Origin of the sequence: Novosphingobium aeonii, from assembly GCF_052279045.1 — a bacterium.
In the GTDB taxonomy this organism is placed as follows: domain Bacteria; phylum Pseudomonadota; class Alphaproteobacteria; order Sphingomonadales; family Sphingomonadaceae; genus Novosphingobium.
This window is the reverse complement of record NZ_CP176832.1, coordinates 1510309-1530361: the sequence shown is the minus strand read 5'-3', so window position 1 is coordinate 1530361 and position 20053 is coordinate 1510309. Positions and strand designations below refer to the sequence as shown.

The following is a 20053-nucleotide window of genomic DNA, read 5'->3' as shown; positions in this document are numbered from 1 at the left end:
AAGCCGTTTGCGGCAGGACCTTGATCCTCGCCCCCAGTGCGCACAAGTCACCAATTCGACTTAGCGCGGGACCGGCCCTCACCCTTTTGCGCTAACATCTATGCGCTGGCGGACTGCCCGGACTGGCCTTTGCCTTCGCCTCCCCCCCTGACCATGATCGCCGCCATGGCCGCTATCATCACACAGGCATCCCCCGAGTTTCCGGCGGGGCTTCCGAAGCCGGTTCCCGGCGTGATCCCCGACGCGGGGTGGCAGCAGCCGGCGAGACTTCCGGGCCATTCCGCATATCGGCCCGCGACCGCTTCGGTATCCCCATACGAACGCGTGATCGCCGTGCTGCTGCCTGTCGCCGCCTTCTTCCTGAGCTGGTGGCAGGTGGGCCGCATTCCCGCCTTCAACCTCACCATGTCCGACATCCTGCTTCTCGTCTGCACGCTGCTCATGCTCGCCTCGCGCGGGCTCAACGCGGCGATGATGGGGCGGATGTCGGCGATCTGGGTGCTGGGCCTGGTCATGCTGCTGGGCGGGATGCTGGTCGGCTCGGTCACGCACGGCGATTCCGAACGCTGGCCGGTGGTCGCCGGGCAATATGCCTTCGCGCTGCTGCTGATCCCGATGCTGCTGGCGAACTGCAGCCACGCACTGCTCCAGAAATGCGCGATCGCCTATGTGCTGGGCGTCGCCGTATCGCAGGCCATCGGCATCGCCATGGTCAACCTGCTGAGCCGCGCGGCGATCACCCAATACGTCAACAAGTACGTGGTGACCGGCAATGGCCGCCTCGGCGCGATGACGGGCGAGCCGAACTCGAACGGCGCGGTCTGCGTCTTCGCGCTGATCTTCCTGATCCACGCTGTGATCGACAAGCGCCTGAAGACGGTCTTCGCGGTTCCCCTCGCGCTCGTGATCGTGGCCGGGCTGGTCTATTGCGCCAGCTTCACCGCCTTCACCGCGACGATCCTGTCCATCGGCTTCATCCTCGCCTTCTCGCGCATCCGCACGGTCATCTCGATCGCGGTGCCGGTGCTGCTGGTGGTGACTGCCTATGTCGGCCTCGGCGGGCCGGTGCCCGCCGTGTTCGAGCAGCGCGTGGGCGACGCGGTGGTCACCGGAGATCCGACCAAGGCGGGTACTTTCGTCGGCCGCTCGGTGCTGATCGAGGAAGCCTGGCAGATGTCGGGCAACAACCTGCTGATCGGTCTCGGCAGTGACGGATACCGCAAGGCCAGCTCTTACGGGATGCCCGTGCACCAGCTCTACCTGCTGGTGCTCAACGAAGGCGGGATCGTCTCCTTCCTCGGACTCTTCGTCATGTTCCTCGCCATGCTGGTGGAGGGGTTGTTCATAGCCCGAAGAAACAAGGCGGCCGGCGTGTCCGCGCTCGCCAGCCTGGGAGTGTTCTTCATGTACGCCATGTCGTTGCCGCACATGTTCGCGCGGATGTGGAACGGACCGGTGGTGCTGATGTTCGCGCTTGCCGGGGCCGCCACTTTCACGGCAGCACGGCGGGAACGGCGCCCGAGACACGGGAGCTGGAAACCGGACGAACGGGAAGGCGACGAGCCCTCCCTCCGCCCGCAAACGATACGGACGCTGGAAGCAGGATGAACCGGAGAGAGAGTGCCAGCGAGGGCGCGGCGCCGATCTGGCGCCGTGGAGCCTCCTTCATCGCCCGCCAGCGCGAACGCTGGCAGGGCTCGGAGATGCTCCGCCCGCATCTCATGAGCATCATCCACCTGCTCTCGGGCAATTTCGGCGGCGTGATGATCATGATGGCGAGCCTCGCCATCGCCACCCGCGCGCTGGGCCAGCAACAGTTCGGCACCCTCGCCGTGGTGCTTTCCATCGGCAGGGTGTGCGAACGGCTGATCCGGTTCGAATCCTGGCAGCCGCTGGTCCGCTTCGTCGCCGTGGAGGAGGAAAACGGCGATGCCGGCAGAATGTCCTCGCTTTACGCCTATGGCCTGCTGCTGGACGTCGGCAGCGCGCTGGTGGCGGCGTTGATGAGCGTCCTGGTCGCCTGGCTGGCGGGCAACCTGATCGGCATCCAGCCCCATGACGTGGACCTCGTGGCGATCTACGCCTGCGCCATCGCCTGCAACCCGCGCGGCATGGCCAGCGCGGCACTGCGACTGGCGGGGCGCTTCCGCATCCTCGCCTATGTCCAGCTCGCCTCGTTCGTGGCTCGATTCGCGCTTTCGGCGCTGCTCTACGTACTGGGAGAAGGACTGGTCTGGTTCGTCGTGGTGTGGACGGTGAGCCAGATCTTCGATTCGGCGCTGTTCAACTACCTCGGTTTCCGGGCGCTTCGCGATACCGGCATTCCCAGCCCGCTCAAGGCGGACCTGCGCGACCTGCCGGGCCGCTTCCCCGGCTTCATGCGCTTCGCCATCTCCACCAACCTCTCCTCCACCCTGCGCACGATGACGCACGAGATGGACACCCTGCTGGTCAGCAGCTTCGCGGGACCGGCAGCGGCCGGGCTCTACTATCTCTCCCGCCGCATCGCCAAGGTGGCGCAGACCGCGGGCGACATGATCCAGACGGTGATCTACCCTGATCTCGCCCGGCTCTGGCGCAAGATGGGGCCGGATTCGATGGCCCAGCTCGTTTCCGTGCTGCAACTGGTGCTGGCGGGAATCGCGCTGGCCACGGTGGGGGCGTGCTGGCTGCTCGGCCGGCAGGCGATCGAACTGGTGTTCGGCCCCGGCTTTGCCGACAGCTATCCCATGCTGCTGGTCCAACTCGTGGCCGTGTTGCTGACGCTTCATGCCACCCCTACCCGCGCCGCGCTGCTGGCGATGAACCGGCCGACTTTCGTGCTGCTCTCCAGCCTCGCCGCCACCGTCAGCTTCTTCGCTTCCGCACTCGTGCTGATCCCGCATTACGGCGCGCTCGGCGCCAACATGGCCCATATCGCCTTCGGAATCGCCACGGTGGCCCTGCTCGACACCGCGTTCTGGCGCGGCATCCGCAGCGCCCGGCGCACTGCCGTCCCGGCATCCGATTCCCTGGGCTCCCTGCATCCGGCACCCGTGCCTACCCCGATGCCGGCGGATTCCCGGACATGACGGTTCATGCCCCCAGCGAAGGCTTCGCCCGCAGCGTCAGCCCGCCGCAGCCGCTCCGGGTCAGCTCGATCATCACCAGCCTGACGTCGGGCGGCGCCGAAATCCTCGTCACCAACCTCAACGGCGCGTTTGCCGCCAAAGGCGCATCCGGCACCGTGGTCGCTTTCTGCGACGCGGGAACGCTGGGCAATTCAGCGGAGATGGAAGCCGAACTCGCCGCGCAGATAGACCGCACCGGCTGCCGTTTCGAATCGCTCTCGCTCGGACGGCGGCGGCGGCTGCTGCCGGGAATCCTCGCCTTGCGCCGCCACCTGGCCGAAACACGGCCCGACGTGGTTCACGCCCATACCGTGCGCGCGGTGGCCATGCTCGCCTTCTGCGGCTACCGAGGGCCGGTGGTGTTCACTTACCACAACAGCCGCCTCAGCTTCCCACCCGGCCTGTTCACCCTGCTCGACCGGGTGGTCCATCACTACGTCGCCATCAGCAACGACACCGCAGGCATCTACCGGCACCTGTCGAAGCGGCCCTTCACGCTGATCCAGAACGCCCCCGCCGCGCGCTACCGCGCCGCCGGGCCGCGCCTCGTGCCCGAACGGCCCTGCCGCATCCTCAGCGTCGGCGCGATCTCGGACCAGAAGAACTATCCGCTGCTGATCGAGACCGCCCGCATCCTGCGCGACCGCGCGACCCCGGCCTGTCCCGCCCCGCTGCTGCGCGTGGCCGGTGGCGGCGAGGGGCTGGAGACGCTCCGCGCCCAGGTGCGCGAGCTGGGGCTGGAGGATGTCGTGCAGTTCCTGGGCGAGCGGCGCGACGTGCCCGAACTGCTCGCGCGCAGCGATCTCTTCCTCAACACCTCCCACTACGAGGGGTTTTCGGTGGCGATCCTTGAAGCCATGGCCATGGGCCTGCCGGTGGTCGCCACGGATGTCTCGGGCAATCGCGGGCTCGTGCGGCCCGCCCAGAACGGGCTGCTCTGCCCGGTCGACAGACCGCAGGCGCTGGCCGCGGGTATCATGCGGCTGATGCAGGATACTTCGCTTTACCGGCAGTTTTCCGCGGGCGCGCTGACCACCAGCCGCGAGTACACGATCGAGAACGCGGCCGCGCGCCATCTCGAACTCTACTCGTCCCTGCTGCGCCGCCGCGCCCCCCAAAAGGACTAGTCTCTATTAGCGGCGCCGTTCACGGATGCCCTTTTTGCCTGTCCCGCCTTTCACCGCATAGTCGAACATGGAAGGCCACCTGACCCGGCGGCACCTATCTTCACCTCGCAGGAGGGGCACATGTCGACTGCAATCGCGCCAAGCCAAATGGGCGGCGCGCCGGTACATTATCGAGGACCGGCGCTGTCGCAGGAAGGTTCCCAACCACCCGAACAGCAGGTCGGTCCGCGCGACCTGCTTCGTGTCGTCTACCGCTATCGCACGATGATGGCCCTGATCGTCGGCACGATCACGCTCGCGGTGCTTGTGCAGCAGTTGCTTTCGCCCACGCTCTATCGCTCCTCCTCCACGGTGCAGGTCGAACTGATCGACGAAGTCGGCACCAACCAGGCGGACGTCAATTCCCGCAACGCGGAACGCGTCGCCAATGCGGTGCGCCTGCACCGTTCGCGCTCCGCCGCCGAACAGGTGATCCGGGATCTCGATCTGGTTCACAACCCGGTCTTCCTGCGCGAACTCGGCAATGTCCCCTCGGACGCCAAGGTCCTTTACCAGGCCGCGACCAACAAGGTCCTGTCGATGACGACGATGAACTCGGAAACGGGTTCCGACCTCATCGAGATCGCCGTGACCGCGCGCTCGCCCGAACTGGCCGCCGAGATCGCCAACCAGATCCCGCCTTCGGTGCGCGCCCTGCGCACCAGCAAGAGCAACGAGCGCCGCGCCGAGCTGCTCTCCTCGCTGGAATACGAACAGCAGGCCCGCGCCCGCGCCGCCGAGGAAACCGCCAGGCACGTCGCCGATTTCCGCGAAACCCACCAGATGCTGGTGGGCGCGGGCGGCGCGGAGGACCTCGCCCAGATCAATCGCATCGCCGTGCAGAGCGCGGCAGCCACCGCCGCGCGTGACGGCGCCGCCGCCCGCAGCGCCGGCATCGCCCGCGCCAGCCAGATGCAGAGCACCGCGCTGGCCACCTCCGGCGCGCTTGACCAGCTCGAACGCCGCCGCGGCGAACTCGTGGCCGAAGCCTCCAAGCTCGGCACCAGCCTCGGGCCAAACCATCCCGACGTGAAGCGCCTCGGCTCTCAGCTTGCCGCGGTCGACAGCAGCATCGCCGAGGAACGCGGCCGCGTGCAGGCCGCCGCCCAGGCCGACGCTTCCGCGCGCGGCGCGCAGATGGCGCAGATCGCCCGCAGCGAAGCCGCCGGCGATTCCGCGCAGGCCTCGCGCCTCGAAGGCATCGTCGCCGGGCTCAGCTCGATGGCCTACCGCAACACCTCCAACACCGTGCAGCTCGAAAAGCTGGTCCGCGAGGCCACTCTCGCCGACGATGCCTACAAGGCGATCGCCGGCCGCGTCGAACAGGTTCGCGCGCAGATGCAGCTCGAAGGCGTGTCCTCCTCGATCGTCTCGCCGGCGGTTCCCAATTACGATCCGATCGCCCCGGCCCCGGTCAAGATGGCGATCACCGCGCTGCTCGGCTCCACCGTGCTCGCCTTCCTGATCGCGTTTGCCCGCGACTTCCTTGACGACCGCCTGCGCACCACCGCCCAGATCCGCCGCCTGTTCGGGCTGCCGACGCTGGGGATGCTGCCGCTGCTCAACCAGGACCTTTCGGAAGATCCGAAGGAAAGCCCGGTCATCCGCGAGCCGCAGTCGCTCTTCGCCGAAGTCGCCCGCTCGGCCTATACCGAAGTGCGTGCGCTCGACCGGCGCCCGCCGGCCCAGCGCAGCAACTCGCAGGTCGTGCTCGTCACCTCGCCGCTGCCCGGCGACGGCAAGTCCACCGTCTCGCTGACGCTGGCCGCCGCGGGCATCGCCATGGGCGATCGCACGGTGATCCTCGACCTCGACTTGCGCAAGCGCGGCGCCCTCCAGCGCCTCCAGAGCGACATGCAGGTGCCCGATCTGGTCGACATCGTCTGCGGTCGCGCCAATCTCGACAGTCTGGTGAGCCCGCGCTCGGCCAACCCCTATGACGGTCCGGACATGCCCGTGACGCTGGACGGCGAGGCCGGGGTGCCGATCCCCGTCGAAGCCGCCAGCCCGCACCAGATCGTGCTGCTGAGCGCCAAGGAACCGGTGGCGGAACCGGCGCTGCTGCTGTCCTCCAGCCGCCTCAAGACCCTGCTCGAACAGCTCCGCGAGCGTTTCGAACTGGTCATCATCAATGCCCCGGCCGCCCTGGCCGTGCGCGATGCGCGGGCGATGTGCCACTTCGCCGACCAGACCGTGCTGGTCGCCCGCTGGGGCCACACCACCGGAGACCAGATGCGCGCCGCGCTCGAAATGCTGGACGACAGCGTGGGCGGCGTGATCTTCGATCAGGTGGACTACGCCGAACATGCCCGCCGCCGCTACGGGGACTCGGTGCAGTATTATGCAGACTCGGCCAGCTACTACAGCTCGCCGGTCGCCGCCCGGGAGGCCATGGCCGCCCGTATCCGTCGCATGTTCCGGGGCCACTCCTGGCGGCCGGTGGAAGCCTGAGCGGGGCGCGCGGCGTGCAGAAGCTCCCCTTGCGTCTGCTCGCCGCGCTGCTCCTGCTGGCCGTGCTTCCGCTGCTGGTGGTGCTCGGGATCGGCGTAGTCCTGTCAATGGGTCGCCCGGTGCTGTTCCGACAGCGCCGGGCGGGCCTGCACGGACAGGCCTTCCCCCTGCTCAAGCTGCGCTCCATGCGCGAGGCCGCCGGAAAGGACGGCCAGCCGCTGCCCGACGAGGCGCGCGTCACCCGCTTCGGGCGCTTCCTGCGCCGCAGCCGGCTCGACGAATTGCCCGGACTGTGGAACGTGGCCGCCGGCGACATGGCCTTCGTCGGCCCGCGCCCCCTGCTCCCCGAGACCATCGCCGGACTGGGCCAGCGCGGCGCGATGCGCGGCGAGGTTCGCCCCGGGCTGACCGGCTGGTCGCAGGTCAACGGCAATACCCTGCTCTCGCTCGACGAGAAGATCGCGCTGGACCTGTGGTATGTCGCTCATGCCGGGCCGCTGCTGGACCTGCGCATCCTGGCGCTGACGGCCTGGGTCATGGTCGGCGGCGAGCGGCGCTCGCCGGATATCGCCCTAGCTTCAGGCGCGGACTGACGGTTCCAGCACGAGATCGTCCAGCGAATCCACCACATGGTGAGCGGCATGTTCGGGGGTCGGCGCGATGCAGGGATGGATATGCCCCTCGCGCAGGATCTGCACCGTCAGCCAGCCGCGCGCGCGCGGGGTGACGAAGTCCTTGGCCGCATTGTCCCCGATGTAGACATGTTCGGCGGCAGGACGTCCCGACCATTGCTCGACCATCGCATAAGCCATGGCATGGGGCTTGGCGCAGCCCTCTGGCAGGATGCCGGTGAGCACCACCTTGCCGATCCGCGCGTAAAGGCCGAGCGCCGCCACCTTGTTGCCCTGCGTCTGGCCGGGACCGTCGGTTATGATCGCGGTCGCGTGGCCGTCCAGCCGGTCGATCAGGCGCGCGGCGTCCCCGGCCAGCGCGATCTCGGGCGCATGGCCGCGATAGAGCGCCACCAGCGGGCCGACGTCGATCGCGGAAAGCCCCAGCGCGCCCAGCGCCGCATCGAACACGGTGCCGCGATGCCCCTCCTCGAACAGGCGCACGCATTCAGCGCCGTAGCCCGGCAGGCCGTGGCGTTCCTCGACATGACGGCCCACCGCCGCGAAGCCGCTCAGCGCGAAATCGCGTTCGAGATAGAGCGTATCGTCAAGATCGAGCACGACGACACGGCGCGAGATATCAACCACGGAACACGGCACTGTCGTAGCGTACCATGGTCACGCCCTCGCGCCAGTGGTCGCTTGCACATTCGGGCAGGCCCGCCACCCGCGCAAGCAGGCTTTCGGCGAAGCGACCGCCCGCCTGGTCGGCCAGCGGATAGCCGCCGCCGAAGCGGGCGTTGATCTCGAACACGCGGGGGCCGCGATCGGGGTCGTCGATGAGCTGGAAGCACAGGACGCCCTCCGCCCCCCGCCCCCGGCCCAGCGCCGCGGCCACGTTGGCGGCGATCTCGATCATGCGCGGATCGCGCACGGTGCGCCCCTTCTCGACTTCGCCCGCCCGCACCGAGATGCGCAAGTGCGGGATCGCCGAGCGGATCCGCCCGCGCGCGTCGAGGTACATGTTGATGGTATATTCCGGCCCGCGCAGCAGTTCCTGGACCAGCATCGGCTCGGGATAGTCTTCGCGGATATCGGCGGCGGATTCGAGCACTCCGATGCCCCGGCTGGCGCTTCCTCCCACCGGCTTCACGAACAGCGGGAAAGTCCAGCCCGAGGGATCGGCGCGCAGGGCCTCTATCCGCGCGGTGCGCGGAACCGGCACTCCCGCGTCGCGCAGCACGGTAATGGTGCGCTCCTTGTCTCGCACGACGTCGATGATCTCCGGCGCGCCGACATGGACCATCGTGCCCACTTCGGCGAACCTGTCCCGCGCGCGGGAGAGCACGTCCAGCTCGGTATCGATGGTCGGCACCAGCAAGGCGATCTTCTCGCGCGCGCAGTGGTCGAGCAGGCGGGCCACATAGTCAGGGTCGGTGCAGCGCGGCACCTTGAAGGCGGCTTCGGCCTCCAGGCAGGCGGCGCTGAGTTCGGGCTCCAGGTCGCAGGCATGGATTTCCGCCCTCATGCCGAGCTTTTCGGCAGCCCGGCGGAAACAGCGCGTCAGTTCGACACGGCGACCCGCCGAAGTAAAGAGAATGCGTACCACGTTCATCTGCGCGTTCCCGCCTTTCCAATGAGGGCCTTTGCCATGAGGGGCTTTCCGACGGGAGCCTCCCCGGCATGCCTGGCGGCTCCCCCCTCTCCATGCCCCGCCGCGCGGGACTGCGCCAGCCGCCGGTCGTCCGGGTGCCCCGCTTCGGAAAGCCCGTTCCCCAGCACCTGGTCCCAGTTCTGGAGTATCCGCTCCGGATGAAACCGTGCCATGGCCGTGCGCGCGGCCCTGCCCATGCGCATCCGTTCGAACGGATCGGCGATCAGCGCGGACATCGCCGCCGCCAGTCCCTCCACGTCCTCGCTGTCAACCAGCAGCCCGCTGCGGCCGTGCTGCACCATGTCGGAAGGCCCGAAATCGCAATCGGCCGCGACGACCGGCAAGCCCGCCGCCATCGCCTCGCCCAGCACATTGGGAAAACCCTCGTAGCGGGAGGAGAGGACGAAGATATCCGCCTGCGCCACCCAGGCCCGCGGCCGGGGCGTCAACCCGCGCAGCACGACCCGCCCTTCCAGCCCGGCACCGGCGATCAGCGCGGCAAGGGCGCCGTGTTCGGGACCCTCACCCCAGATATCCAGCCCCCAGCGCGCCCAGCGCGGCGCCACTTCGGCAAAGGCCCGCACCAGCAGGTCGAAGCCCTTCTGGTGCGTCAGCCGCCCCACCGCGCAGAGCCGCCGGGTATCGCCGGCGGCGCGCAGCACGTCGGGTGGCGGCACCGGGTTCGCAATCGTCACCAGCTTGCCGCGCACCGAGGCGGGGAAGCAACGACGCACCGCATCGGTCTGGCAGACGATGACGTCGGCGCGGCGGTAAAGCAGGCGCAGCAGGAGGTTCCACAGCGGGTGGGCGGCCTGCCGCTCGGGGTTGTTGCGCTCCGAACAGACCAGCCGGATGCCGGTGCCCGTGGTCGCCAGCGCAGCGATCAGGTTATTCTTGGTCAGGAAGGACACCAGCACCTGCGGCTGCCGCGCCGCAAGGACGCGCCGCAGCGCCGCCACCCGCCCCGCCATGCCGGCAAAGCCGCTCGAACCGCCCAGCCGGTGCAGCATCGCGTCTTCGGGAAGGCGGTGGAATATCGGATCGGCGGGACGGTCGAAGGCGATCACGTCCACCTGATGCCCGGCCTCGCACCAGTGGCGGGCCAGCTGCGCGATCACCTGCTCCGCACCGCCTGCCCCCAGACCGGAGGTCAGGATCGCGATATGCGTCGATGTCGGGAGAATTGCCAAGGAGGAAGAGCCCGTCCGGATGCCGCGCGAAGCGTGTGATCGATCGCCTCCAGTCTATCGAAAGGCCCGGCCGCACGGCAGGGTTCATGCGGTCTAACCCTTTATTGGCAAAGGCATCCATCCCTCGCCACCCGCCTCGCGCGCTGCCTTCATCCTGAGTGATTACGCCCTAATCGCGCTCACGCGGGGGGCCGTGATCCGCCAGACTTCCGCGCGGCGTCGGCAGCGCCGGCAATCGGGAAAGGGGCCTTCCGCGATGACGATGGGCGACGTTCTGCAGGAACGCGAATTGCAACAGGGCGAACGGCCCGAGACGCGGCCGCGCTCGCTCGCAAGGGTGGCGGGCTATGCGCTGCTCGGCGTGCTGTTCGTGGGACTCGCCGGCCGCCTGATGGACTTTCCCATCGGCCGCGACGAGAACCTGTTCATCACCGTCTCGCGCCTCTGGGGCAGCGGCGACATCTACCGCGACTTCGGGTTCAACCACCTGCCCTATCTGCCCTACCTGCTGGGCGGTCTCTACTGGCTGACCGGAACCGGCCATCTCCTCCTGCTCGGCCGCCTGCTGGTGCTGCTGGCCTGGGCGGCGGCAATCACGGCGCTATGGCTGATCGCCCGGCGCCAGCGCGCAGGCTTTCCCGCCTTCTTCACCGCCGCCGTCCTGCTCATGGGCAATGTGCTGCTGCTCGGCGGTCCGGGCATGATGGCCACCAACAACTTCCTGCCGATCCCCTTCGCGCTGTTCGCGCTCTATTTCCTGCTGTGCGGACTGGACCGCGAACGCCCTTCGTGGACCCTGTGCTTCGTGGCGGGGATGATGGTTTCCTGCGCGATCGGGCTCAAGGCGAACTACGTGTTCCTCGCGCCGTTCCTGGCGATGGCGACGATCCTGGCACCGGCGGCGCGGCCGCTGCGCGCGCGGCTGGTCTGCGGCGCCGTCCCGCTGGCGCTGGGCGGGCTGACCGCCGGGATCCCGGTGCTTATCGCGATGGCCACCGATCCCGAGGCCATGCTCGCCCACACCGTGCGCTACTTCACCGAGCTGCAGGCCGCCTACTGGGCCCATTCGACCGAGCCCAAGGTCGTCGGCCTTGCCGCCAAGGTGCTGTTCGCCGAGGATATCTGGACCTCGAACGCCTCCTTGCTGTCCATGGCCGCAATCGTCGCCCTCGTGGCCCTGCCGCTGCTGCGGCGCGGATGGCGCGACGGGCTGCTGACGGTCTGGTCATGGCCGGTGGTGCTGACCGCCGCGCTGGCCGCGATGGGCTTCGTCGTCGCCTTCGTGCCGAGCCCCTCGTTCCCGCAGTATTTCGTGCCGCCGATCCCGTTCCTGGTGCTGCTGGCGGTGCTGCTGCGCGCCCGGATGCTGAGTGAGAACCGCGTGGCCGCCGATGCCGTGCTGCTGTCTCTGGCGCTGCTGGCGCTGCTCTGCGCCGCCTCCCGGCTTGGACCGGGGCTGGTCTCCTTCGCCCGCCCGGCATCATGGGAAGGCGTGGCGGTCCACCGCGAGATGCGCGAACTCGTCCGCCGCGCCGCGGCTTCCTCGGGCGACCGGGTGGCGACGCTCTCGCCGCTGCTCGCAGTGGAGGGCGGGCTCACCGTGCCGCCGGAATTCGCGGCAGGCCAGTTCGTCTACCGCGTGGCCGAATATATCCCCCCGCGCGACCGGCCCTACTGGACCACGACCTCGCCTGCGCAGCTCACCGCCTTTCTCGACGCGGACCAGCCCTCGGCGATCCTGATAAGCGGCGAGGAACCGCTGGAACAACCTTTCGAGGACTATGCCCGCAGCCATGGCTACATCCTGACCCAGGGCACCGGGAACGGCGGCTATCCGCGTCTTTTCCGTAGGCCCGAACGCCCCTTGGAGGCACGCCGGTAACCCTTTGATAGCCGCATTGGCTAAAGCTGCCTAACCCGGATGACCATTTCTCCGACGGCAGGCTCTGCCCTTAACCTTGCCCCATCGACAGGAGAAATTCTCCTGAAAATACCGACGCCGGAGACACGATCATGAAAGTCGTCCTGCTTGCCGGGGGCCTCGGCTCCCGCCTTGCCGAAGAAACGGTTCGGGTTCCCAAGCCCATGGTGGAAGTGGCGGGGCGCCCGATCATGCTCCACGTCATGGATATATACGATCGCTGGGGTCACAACGACTTCATCGTGGCTTGCGGTTACAAGGCCATGGCGATCAAGAGCTTCTTCCAGGACCTTCACCTCATGTCGAACGACTTTACGGTCGGCATCGGCAATGGCGAAATGGCCCTGCACCCCACCACCAAGGTCGACTGGCGGGTTTCGGTGGTCGACACCGGCCTCGCGACGATGACCGGCGGCCGCCTGAAGCGCCTGCGTTCCTGGCTCGACGACGAGACCTTTATGGTCACCTACTCGGACGGGGTCGGCAACGTGGACATCTCCGCCCTGCTGGAATTCCACCGCTCGCACGGCAAGCTCGCCACGGTCACCGCGGTCCAGCCGCCGGCCCGCTTCGGCAATCTCGAACTCGGCCAGTGCGCGGGCGCGGGCGGCGAGGTGATCGAATTCACCGAGAAGGTCATCAAGTACGAAACCTGGATCAACGGCGGCTTCTTCGTCTTCGAACCGGGTGTGCTCGATTACCTCACCGGAGACGAGGAGCCGCTGGAGCAGGCCCCGCTCACCCGCCTCGCCCATGACGGCCAGCTCATGGCCTACAAGCACAAGGGCTTCTGGCACCCCATGGACACGATCCGCGACCGCGACACGCTGGACAAGCTGGGCACGCAGACGCTGCCGCCGTGGATGGACTTCGAGAACGGACAGCCGGTGCTCAGCACCGACATGCCCACCAAGCTGCAACATGCCTGAGCAAGGCTCACTGGATCAGGCGTTTGCTTCGGTTTACCGGGGCAAGCGGATTCTGGTAACCGGCCACACCGGTTTCAAGGGTGGCTGGTTGTGCCTCTGGCTCAGGAAACTGGGTGCAGAAGTAACCGGGATCGCCTTGCACCGCCCCCCGCAAGGCCCTGACTTATTCCATACGGTCGACCTCGGGGGGCTGGTCGACCACCGCATCGCCGACATCCGCGATGCCGGGGCCTATGCCCGGGCCTGCGAGGGGCTTGAGCCGGACCTCGTGTTCCATCTCGCCGCCCAGGCCCTGGTGCGGCCTTCCTACGACGATCCGGTGGAGACGTTCGCCACCAACGTCACCGGCACCGCCGTCGTGCTCGATGCGGTGCGCCGGATGAAGAGCGTGCGCGGCGTCGTCGTCGTCACCAGCGACAAGTGCTACGAGAACCGCGAGTGGGAATGGCCCTACCGCGAGACCGACGAACTGGGTGGGGCCGATCCCTACAGCGCCTCGAAAGGCTGCACCGAACTGGTCGCCGCCGCGTTCCGGCGCTCCTACTTCTCGGACGCCGCCGGTTGCCAGATCGCCACCGTGCGCGCCGGCAACGTGATCGGCGGGGGCGACAATTCGCTCGACCGTCTGCTGCCCGACGTTGTGCGCGCCACGATCGCGGGCACGGCTGTGACGATCCGCAACCCGGCCAGCGTGCGCCCGTGGCAACACGTGCTGGAGCCGCTGGCGGGATACCTGATGCTGGGTGCGCGGCTTCTTGGAGAGGGTGCGCCGCGCTTTGCCGAAGCCTGGAACTTCGGCCCCAGCGCCCAGGGCTTCATCGACGTCGAGGAAATCGCACGCCACTTCCAGCGGGCCTGGGGGCCCGGCGTGGCGCAGATCGCCTTCGGTCGCCGTACCGACGATCCGCACGAGGCGGGAATGCTGACGCTCGACAGCAGCAAGGCACAGGCCCGGCTCGGCTGGCGCCCGCGCCTTTCGACCGAGGAAGCGGTGACCATGACGGCCGAATGGTACCGCGCCTTCGCGCGCGGAAACACCCGGATGCGCGCCTTCAGCGAGGCGCAGATCGCCCGGTATTCCCACGGGAATGCCGGGAGCACCACCGAATTGACCGAGGGGGAAGCAGCAAGATGCGCGTGAACTATGGCCAGACCGTCCACGGCGAGGAAGAGATCGCCGCCGTCCTCGAAGTCCTGCGGACCTCGACCCAGATGGGTCCGAAAGTGCGCGCCATGCAGGAGCAGGTCTCCGCGCTGTTCGCCAAAGACCACGGGATCATGGTCAACTCCGGCTCCTCGGCGAACTACCTCGCCATCGAGCTGCTGAACCTGCCCGAGGGCAGCGAGGTCATCACCCCGGTCCTGACCTTCGCCACCACCGTGGCGCCGATCGTGCGCTCTCGCCTCGTACCGGCCTTCGTGGATTCCGCGGTCGGCACCTACAACATCGACGTCGAGAAGATCGAGGCGATGATCGGGCCGAACACCAGGGCGATGATGATCCCCTCGCTGATCGGCAACCTGCCCGACTGGGACCGCATCCGCGAGATCGCCGACAAGCACGGCCTCATGGTGGTGGAAGACAGCGCCGATACGCTGGGCGCCACCCTGCGCGGCACCAGCACCGGCACCCGCTCCGACATTTCCACCACCAGCTTCTACGGCTCCCACGTCATCAATGCTGCAGGCAACGGCGGCATGCTCTGCGTCTCGGACGAGGCTCTCGCCCGCCGGGCACTGCTGCTGCGCTCATGGGGGCGCACCAGTTCGCTCTACGTCGATTCCGAAAGCATCGAGAAGCGCTTCAACGTCGCGCTCGACGGGATCGACTACGACGCCAAGTTCCTGTTCGACGAACTGGGCTTCAACGTCGAGCCTTCGGAAATGGGCGCGGCCTTCGGGCTGGTGCAGCTGAAGAAGCTCGATAACAACATCTCGGCGCGCGAACATAATTTCGCTCGCCAGTATGCCTTCTTCAAGCAGTACGAGGACTGGTTCGTCCTGCCGGAACAAATGCCGGAATCACGCACCGGCTGGCTGGCCTTCCCGCTCACCATCCGCGAGGACGCGCCTTTCACCCGCACCCAGATGCAGATCTGGCTGGAAGAGCGCGACGTGCAGACCCGCCCGGTCTTCACCGGCAACATCCTGCGCCAGCCGGCGATGCAGGGCGTGCCGCTCAAGGCGCCGCCGGAAGGCTGCCCGGTTGCCGACGCGGTGATGAAGGGCGGCATCCTGCTCGCCTGCCATCACGGGCTGACCGACGCCCATATCGACTTCATGCACGAATGCTTCGAGGCCTTCGTGCGATCGCTCTCCCCTGCAACGTCCCGCGAGGCCGCAAATGCCTGAATCGATGACCGCCGAGCGTACCCACGCCTCGACCCTCACGACCTGCCGTGCCTGCAAGGCGCCATCGCCTTACCTCTTCCTGCCACTGGGCGACCATGCCCCCGGCCAGATGCTGATCCGCCCCGAAGACCTCGACCGGGAACAGCCTTCCTTCCCGCTCAACACCCAGGTCTGCCTTGAATGCGGGCTGGTGGAGATCGCCGACCAGATCCCGGCCGATTTCTTCCGCCATTACCTCTACGTCCCCTCGGGCGCGGCGCGGATGCACTGCCACTTCTCCGATTTCGCGCGGGTGCTGTCCGACAAGGCGCGCGGCGGGCTGATCGTCGACATCGGCAGCAATGACGGCCTGCTGCTCGCCGCCTGCAACCTGCTGGGCTGCACGACGCTGGGCTTCGACCCGGCCGAGAACATCGCCGCCATGGCCGCCGAGCGCGGCGTGGAAACCCATATCGATTACTTCTACCCCGCCTCGGCGGAACTGGTGCGGGGCCAGCGCGGCGAGGCAAAAGTCATCGTCACCACCAACACCTTCAACCACATCGGCGACCTCCACACCTTCATGGAGGCGATCTGCATCCTGCTGGCGCCGGACGGGACTTTCGTGATCGAGGTTCCCCGCGCCAAGGAGTACATCGACCACACCGAATTCGACAATATCTACCACGAGCACGTCTCGGAATTCAGCCTGTTGTCGATCGCGAAGCTGGCGGCGTTCTTCGACCTCGAAGTGACCGACGCGCTTTCGCTGCCCGACATTCACGGCGGTTCGATACGCGTGTTCCTCAACCGCAAGGCCGCCGGCATCGCGCCCTCGCCCGCAGTGGCGGAAATGCTGGAGGACGAACTGTCCGGCGGCATGCTGGAGCAGGCCACTTACGACCGGCTGGCGCTCGACGTCGCGGCCATGGGCGTGGACATCCGCACCATGCTCGACGAAATGAAGGCACAAGGCCTGAAGATCGCGGGTTACGGCGCCTCGGCGCGGGGCAACACGCTCATCACCCATTTCGGGATCGACAGGCGCTATCTCGATTTCCTGGTGGACCGCAACACGCTGAAGCACGGCCTCTATTCGCCGAACACCCGCATTCCGATCCGGCCGGTCCAGGCCATCGAGGAGGAGCAGCCCGACGTGCTCTTCGTGCTCGCCTGGAACTTCTTCGACGAAATCTTCGAGCAGCAGGCGGCCTTCCGGGCGCGCGGCGGCAAATTCCTCGTTCCGCTGCCGATTCCCCGGATCGTCTGCTGACTCCAACACCGGAGGGCCTGAGTGTGCGCAATGCCGTCTCGCTGCTGACCGGCGCCGGGGGCTTCATCGGCGCACACCTGGCCCAGCGGCTCGTCGCCGCGGGCGACCCGGTCCATGTGATCGTCCGCCCCTCGACCTCGCTGGCGCGGCTCGCGCCGTTCGTGGACCGGCTGGTCGTGCACCGCATCGACCTTGCCGACCGCGCCGAGATCAGGCGCTGCCTCGCCGGGATCCGCCCGCGCCGGGTGTTTCACCTGGCAGCCGAAACGCGCCTGCCCGCCCAGCCCTCCTTCGCCGCAGCGCGGGCTGCGGCCGGAACCTACCTCCAGCCCGCGCTCAACCTGCTGGAACCGCTGGCGGAGCTAGCCGAGCCGCCGGACGTGGTGGTGCGGGCGGGCACCATCGCCGAATATGGCCGGGCGGAGCTGCCCTATTCCGAGACCCGCCGCGCTTTCCCCACCACGCCCTACGGCGCGGGGATGCTGGCCACTACCGACAGCATCGCGATGCTCGCCCCGCTCATGCCGTTCCCGGTGGTGACCGCGCGCCTCGCCCTCTGCTACGGCCCCGGCCAGGCCACCAGCTTCCTGATCCCGGCGCTTGTCGAGGCCTGCATGGCGAACCGGCCGATCACCGTACAGCGCCCGCTCGACCGGCGCGACCTGCTGCACGTCGACGATGCCGTCGATGCCCTGCTGCACATTGCGCGGATGGCGCCCCGGGATTTCGGCACCGTCAACATCTGCACCGGCATCGCGCCCACCATGGCCCAGGTCGCGCAGCGGATCGCCGCACTGGCCGGCTGCGCTCCCGGTATCGTGACGCTCCGCCCCGCACAGAGCACCGAGCCGGGAAGCGGCGGACAACCGACGGAACTGCGCTCCGATCCGGCACGGGCGCGAAGCCGGCTGCGGTGGGAACCGCTCATCGGCTTCGAGGAAGGGCTGCGCCGCACGGTCGCCGCCCACCGGCAACTCCAGCAGCAACATATCCAGATGAAGGCGGGGTGACGGGTGAGCAGCGAAGCGAAGACACTGGTTTCCATTCTTGTTCCCGCCTTCAACGAGGAACTCAACGTCGTGCGATGCTACGAGGCGATCGTGCGCACGTTCGAGAAGCTGCCCGAATACCAGTACGAGATAATCGTCACCGACAACCATTCGAGCGACCGCACTTTCGAACTGCTGGAAGAACTGGCCCGCCGCGATTCCGCGCTCAAGGTCATCCGCTTCTCGCGCAATTACGGCTACCAGCGCTCCCTGCTCTGCGCCTACAAGGCCGCGGCAGGCGCCTGTTCGATCCAGCTCGACTGCGACCTGCAGGACCCGCCCGAACTGATCCCCGAGATGCTGAAGCTCTGGCGGGTCGGGCATCAGGTGGTCTACGGCATCCGGCGCACGCTGGCGGACGGCTTCATGGTGGCCACGCTGCGGCGGGCCTTCTACCACTTCATCTCCTGGATCAGCGACGACGACCTGCCCGTGAACGCCGGGGAATTCCGTCTCGTCGACCGCCGTATCCTCGTGGAACTCCAGAAGGTGGACGATGCCTCGCCCTACTTGCGCGGGCTCATCAGCGCGATGGGCTTCTCGCAGGTTGGTCTCGAATACGACCGGGGCGACCGGGTGGCCGGCGAAAGCAAGTTCCCGCTCAAGTCGATGATCTCGCTGGCGGTGGACGGCGTGCTCAACCATTCGCTGATGCCGCTGCGGATCGCCTCGATCTCGGGCATCGTCATCGGCGTGCTCAGCCTGCTGCTGACGTTCACCTATCTGGTCGGGCGGGTGCTGCTGGGGCAGACCTGGCCGGCGGGTTTCGCCACGACCACGATCCTGCTGCTCATGTCGATCTCGATCAATGCGATCTTCATGGGCATCCTGGGCGAATATGTCGGGCGGCTGTTCCTGCAGGCCAAGCCCGGCACCAAGCCGATCGTGGAGGAACGGCTCAACTTTCCCGAAGTGATCTCTCTGGTCGCGCGCGAAAGACCGTGAGGCGGGTCAGCACGAAGAGCACGCCCGCGTAGACGCAGATCGCCAGTCCCTGCACCAGCGCGCTGCGTTCGAAGCCCGCGGCGCGGCCCATCGCCACCACTGCGAGATTGGCGGCATAGGACACCAGAAAGGCCGCGGCGTAGCGCAGCCCCTCGGCAGCGGTGGCGCGGTGGCGGGCGCGGAAGGTCAGGTGGCGGTGCAAGGCGTAGGAGATCGGCAACCCCATCGCGAAACCGGCAAGATTGGCGGCATAGTCTCCCAGCCCCGCATGAAGCCAGCCCAGGATCAGGCCATAGCCGATGGCGGTGTTCGCCGCGCCGACCAGCACGAACCGCGCGGCCGTGGCCGCTTCCCGGCCCCAGGCGGAACGGATCATCGGGCCTCGGTCCCGGCGGGCTCCACCGCATGGAATTCCCGGTACCAGTCGGCGAAGCGCTGCAACCCCTCTTCCAGCATGACGCGGGGATGATAGCCGCAGATCGCGTGGAGCTTGCTCACGTCGGCGAAGGTCGCGGTCACGTCTCCAGGCTGCATCGGCCGCATCACTTTCTCCGCCTTCCGGCCGAGCGCGGTTTCGAGCGCCTCGATCATGTCCATCAGCCCGACCGGGCGGCTGTCGCCGATGTTGAGCACGCGGTGCCCCGCGGCATCATTGTCGAGCGCGCCAAGAATGCCGTCGACGATATCGTCGATATAGGTGAAGTCGCGCGCCATGCGGCCTTCGCCGTAGACCTCGATCGGCTCCCCGGCCAGGATCTTCCGGGTGAAGCCGAAGTAGGCCATGTCAGGCCTTCCCCACGGCCCGTAGACGGTGAAGAAGCGCAGCCCGGTCTGCGGCAGGGCGTAAAGGCTGGCATAGGCCTCGCTCATCAGTTCGCACGAACGCTTTGTGGCGGCGTAGAGCGAGACGGGCGCCACGGCCGGATCATCCTCGGAAAAGCCTGCCCCTGCCAGCGGACGGTCGCCGTAGACCGAGCTGGAGGAAGCATAGACGAGATGCTCGAAGCCGGGAGCATGGCGGCAGGCCTCCAGCACCGAGAGATGGCCGGCCAGGTTGGAGTGCTGGTAGGCGAAGGGGTTCTCGATGCTGTAGCGCACCCCGGCCTGCGCGGCGAGATGGACCACCCGGCGCACCCCCCGCCCCCGCACGAGCGCAGCCACCGCCGCCGCGTCGGCCACGTCGATCCGGTGGAATTCGAAGCCGGCCATCCCCTCGAACGAGGCCAGCCGGGCTTCCTTGAGCGCCGGGTCGTAATAATCGTTCATCACATCCAGCCCGATCACCTGTTCCCCGCGTTCGAGCAGGCGATGCGCGGTGGCGTGGCCGATGAAGCCGGCGGCCCCGGTTACCAGGATCGGACTTTGGGCAGAAGCGATGGAGTTCAAGGGCTGATCCTCGTGCGCGGGCCGGATGTGGCCTTGT

At 67.7% G+C, this 20053-nt stretch carries 17 protein-coding genes; 12 read left to right on the top strand and 5 right to left on the bottom strand.

Annotated features, from left to right (window positions below):
* Nucleotides 1-165: 165 nt before the first annotated feature.
* From ACLIMP_RS07560 to ACLIMP_RS07540, 5 genes are all read left to right on the top strand, one after another.
* Nucleotides 166-1608, top strand: a complete 1443-nt coding sequence (locus ACLIMP_RS07560; RefSeq protein ID WP_132469051.1) for an O-antigen ligase family protein — start codon at nt 166-168, stop codon at nt 1606-1608.
* Complete coding sequence (locus tag ACLIMP_RS07555; RefSeq protein ID WP_054440279.1) at nt 1605-3071, top strand: lipopolysaccharide biosynthesis protein; 1467 nt, start codon at nt 1605-1607, stop codon at nt 3069-3071. The genes ACLIMP_RS07560 and ACLIMP_RS07555 overlap by 4 nt, the downstream gene beginning before the upstream one ends.
* Entirely contained in the window at nt 3068-4237 is a 1170-nt protein-coding gene (locus ACLIMP_RS07550) for a glycosyltransferase (RefSeq protein ID WP_054440277.1), read from the top strand. The genes ACLIMP_RS07555 and ACLIMP_RS07550 overlap by 4 nt, the downstream gene beginning before the upstream one ends.
* Nucleotides 4238-4357: 120 nt before the next feature.
* Entirely contained in the window at nt 4358-6727 is a 2370-nt protein-coding gene (locus ACLIMP_RS07545) for a GumC family protein (protein WP_185997835.1), read from the top strand.
* 14 nt (nt 6728-6741) lie between these two features.
* Nucleotides 6742-7320, top strand: coding sequence for a sugar transferase (locus tag ACLIMP_RS07540; RefSeq protein ID WP_324698590.1), 579 nt, complete (start codon nt 6742-6744; stop codon nt 7318-7320).
* Here ACLIMP_RS07540 and ACLIMP_RS07535 read toward each other — a convergent pair.
* The 3 genes from ACLIMP_RS07535 to ACLIMP_RS07525 are packed head-to-tail and all read right to left on the bottom strand — an operon-like array spanning nt 7306 to nt 10182.
* Complete coding sequence (locus tag ACLIMP_RS07535; protein WP_324698588.1) at nt 7306-7986, bottom strand: HAD family hydrolase; 681 nt, start codon at nt 7984-7986, stop codon at nt 7306-7308. The genes ACLIMP_RS07540 and ACLIMP_RS07535 overlap by 15 nt on opposite strands.
* Nucleotides 7979-8953: an ATP-grasp domain-containing protein gene (locus ACLIMP_RS07530; protein ID WP_185997838.1), complete on the bottom strand. Its 975-nt coding sequence runs from the start codon at nt 8951-8953 to the stop codon at nt 7979-7981. Before ACLIMP_RS07530 ends, ACLIMP_RS07535 begins: the two co-directional genes overlap by 8 nt.
* Nucleotides 8950-10182, bottom strand: coding sequence for a glycosyltransferase family 4 protein (locus ACLIMP_RS07525; protein ID WP_443478145.1), 1233 nt, complete (start codon nt 10180-10182; stop codon nt 8950-8952). The genes ACLIMP_RS07530 and ACLIMP_RS07525 overlap by 4 nt, the downstream gene beginning before the upstream one ends.
* 256 nt (nt 10183-10438) lie before the next feature.
* Between ACLIMP_RS07525 and ACLIMP_RS07520 the strand changes: the two genes are divergently transcribed.
* The 7 genes from ACLIMP_RS07520 (at nt 10439) to ACLIMP_RS07490 (ending at nt 18630) form a co-directional block, all read left to right on the top strand.
* Complete coding sequence (locus ACLIMP_RS07520) at nt 10439-12064, top strand: glycosyltransferase family 39 protein (protein WP_443478144.1); 1626 nt, start codon at nt 10439-10441, stop codon at nt 12062-12064.
* A 131-nt stretch (nt 12065-12195) separates the two neighbouring features.
* The gene (gene rfbF, locus ACLIMP_RS07515; RefSeq protein ID WP_054440260.1) at nt 12196-13032 is read left to right on the top strand and encodes a glucose-1-phosphate cytidylyltransferase; all 837 of its coding nucleotides are present in this window, start codon (nt 12196-12198) and stop codon (nt 13030-13032) included.
* Nucleotides 13025-14173, top strand: coding sequence for a CDP-glucose 4,6-dehydratase (gene rfbG, locus ACLIMP_RS07510; RefSeq protein ID WP_324698580.1), 1149 nt, complete (start codon nt 13025-13027; stop codon nt 14171-14173). Before rfbF ends, rfbG begins: the two co-directional genes overlap by 8 nt.
* Nucleotides 14164-15384, top strand: coding sequence for a DegT/DnrJ/EryC1/StrS family aminotransferase (locus ACLIMP_RS07505; RefSeq protein WP_443478143.1), 1221 nt, complete (start codon nt 14164-14166; stop codon nt 15382-15384). Before rfbG ends, ACLIMP_RS07505 begins: the two co-directional genes overlap by 10 nt.
* A complete protein-coding gene (locus tag ACLIMP_RS07500) occupies nt 15377-16636 on the top strand; it encodes a class I SAM-dependent methyltransferase (protein ID WP_324698576.1) in 1260 nt (419 codons plus the stop codon). The genes ACLIMP_RS07505 and ACLIMP_RS07500 overlap by 8 nt, the downstream gene beginning before the upstream one ends.
* A gap of 23 nt (nt 16637-16659) precedes the next feature.
* Nucleotides 16660-17646 (top strand): NAD-dependent epimerase/dehydratase family protein, encoded by a 987-nt coding sequence (locus tag ACLIMP_RS07495; RefSeq protein WP_165913221.1) that lies wholly within the window; start codon nt 16660-16662, stop codon nt 17644-17646.
* Nucleotides 17647-17649: 3 nt separating this feature from the next.
* Entirely contained in the window at nt 17650-18630 is a 981-nt protein-coding gene (locus ACLIMP_RS07490) for a glycosyltransferase family 2 protein (protein WP_324698573.1), read from the top strand.
* Here the strand turns inward: ACLIMP_RS07490 and ACLIMP_RS07485 are convergent.
* A complete protein-coding gene (locus ACLIMP_RS07485; protein WP_324698571.1) occupies nt 18584-19006 on the bottom strand; it encodes a GtrA family protein in 423 nt (140 codons plus the stop codon). The genes ACLIMP_RS07490 and ACLIMP_RS07485 overlap by 47 nt on opposite strands.
* Nucleotides 19003-20016, bottom strand: a complete 1014-nt coding sequence (locus tag ACLIMP_RS07480) for an SDR family NAD(P)-dependent oxidoreductase (protein ID WP_279388376.1) — start codon at nt 20014-20016, stop codon at nt 19003-19005. Before ACLIMP_RS07480 ends, ACLIMP_RS07485 begins: the two co-directional genes overlap by 4 nt.
* Nucleotides 20017-20053 lie beyond the last annotated feature (37 nt).

Bases quoted from the DNA above. Each gene is read 5' to 3' on its own strand.
- ACLIMP_RS07520 (WP_443478144.1), top strand. From the start codon at position 10,439: ATGACGATGGGCGACGTTCTGCAGGAACGCGAATTGCAACAGGGCGAA.
- ACLIMP_RS07500 (WP_324698576.1), top strand. From the start codon at position 15,377: ATGCCTGAATCGATGACCGCCGAGCGTACCCACGCCTCGACCCTCACG.
- ACLIMP_RS07505 (WP_443478143.1), top strand. From the start codon at position 14,164: ATGCGCGTGAACTATGGCCAGACCGTCCACGGCGAGGAAGAGATCGCC.
- rfbG (WP_324698580.1), top strand. From the start codon at position 13,025: ATGCCTGAGCAAGGCTCACTGGATCAGGCGTTTGCTTCGGTTTACCGG.
- ACLIMP_RS07485 (WP_324698571.1), bottom strand. From the start codon at position 19,006: ATGATCCGTTCCGCCTGGGGCCGGGAAGCGGCCACGGCCGCGCGGTTC.
- ACLIMP_RS07555 (WP_054440279.1), top strand. From the start codon at position 1,605: ATGAACCGGAGAGAGAGTGCCAGCGAGGGCGCGGCGCCGATCTGGCGC.
- ACLIMP_RS07530 (WP_185997838.1), bottom strand. From the start codon at position 8,953: ATGAACGTGGTACGCATTCTCTTTACTTCGGCGGGTCGCCGTGTCGAA.
- ACLIMP_RS07545 (WP_185997835.1), top strand. From the start codon at position 4,358: ATGTCGACTGCAATCGCGCCAAGCCAAATGGGCGGCGCGCCGGTACAT.
- ACLIMP_RS07550 (WP_054440277.1), top strand. From the start codon at position 3,068: ATGACGGTTCATGCCCCCAGCGAAGGCTTCGCCCGCAGCGTCAGCCCG.
- rfbF (WP_054440260.1), top strand. From the start codon at position 12,196: ATGAAAGTCGTCCTGCTTGCCGGGGGCCTCGGCTCCCGCCTTGCCGAA.
- ACLIMP_RS07560 (WP_132469051.1), top strand. From the start codon at position 166: ATGGCCGCTATCATCACACAGGCATCCCCCGAGTTTCCGGCGGGGCTT.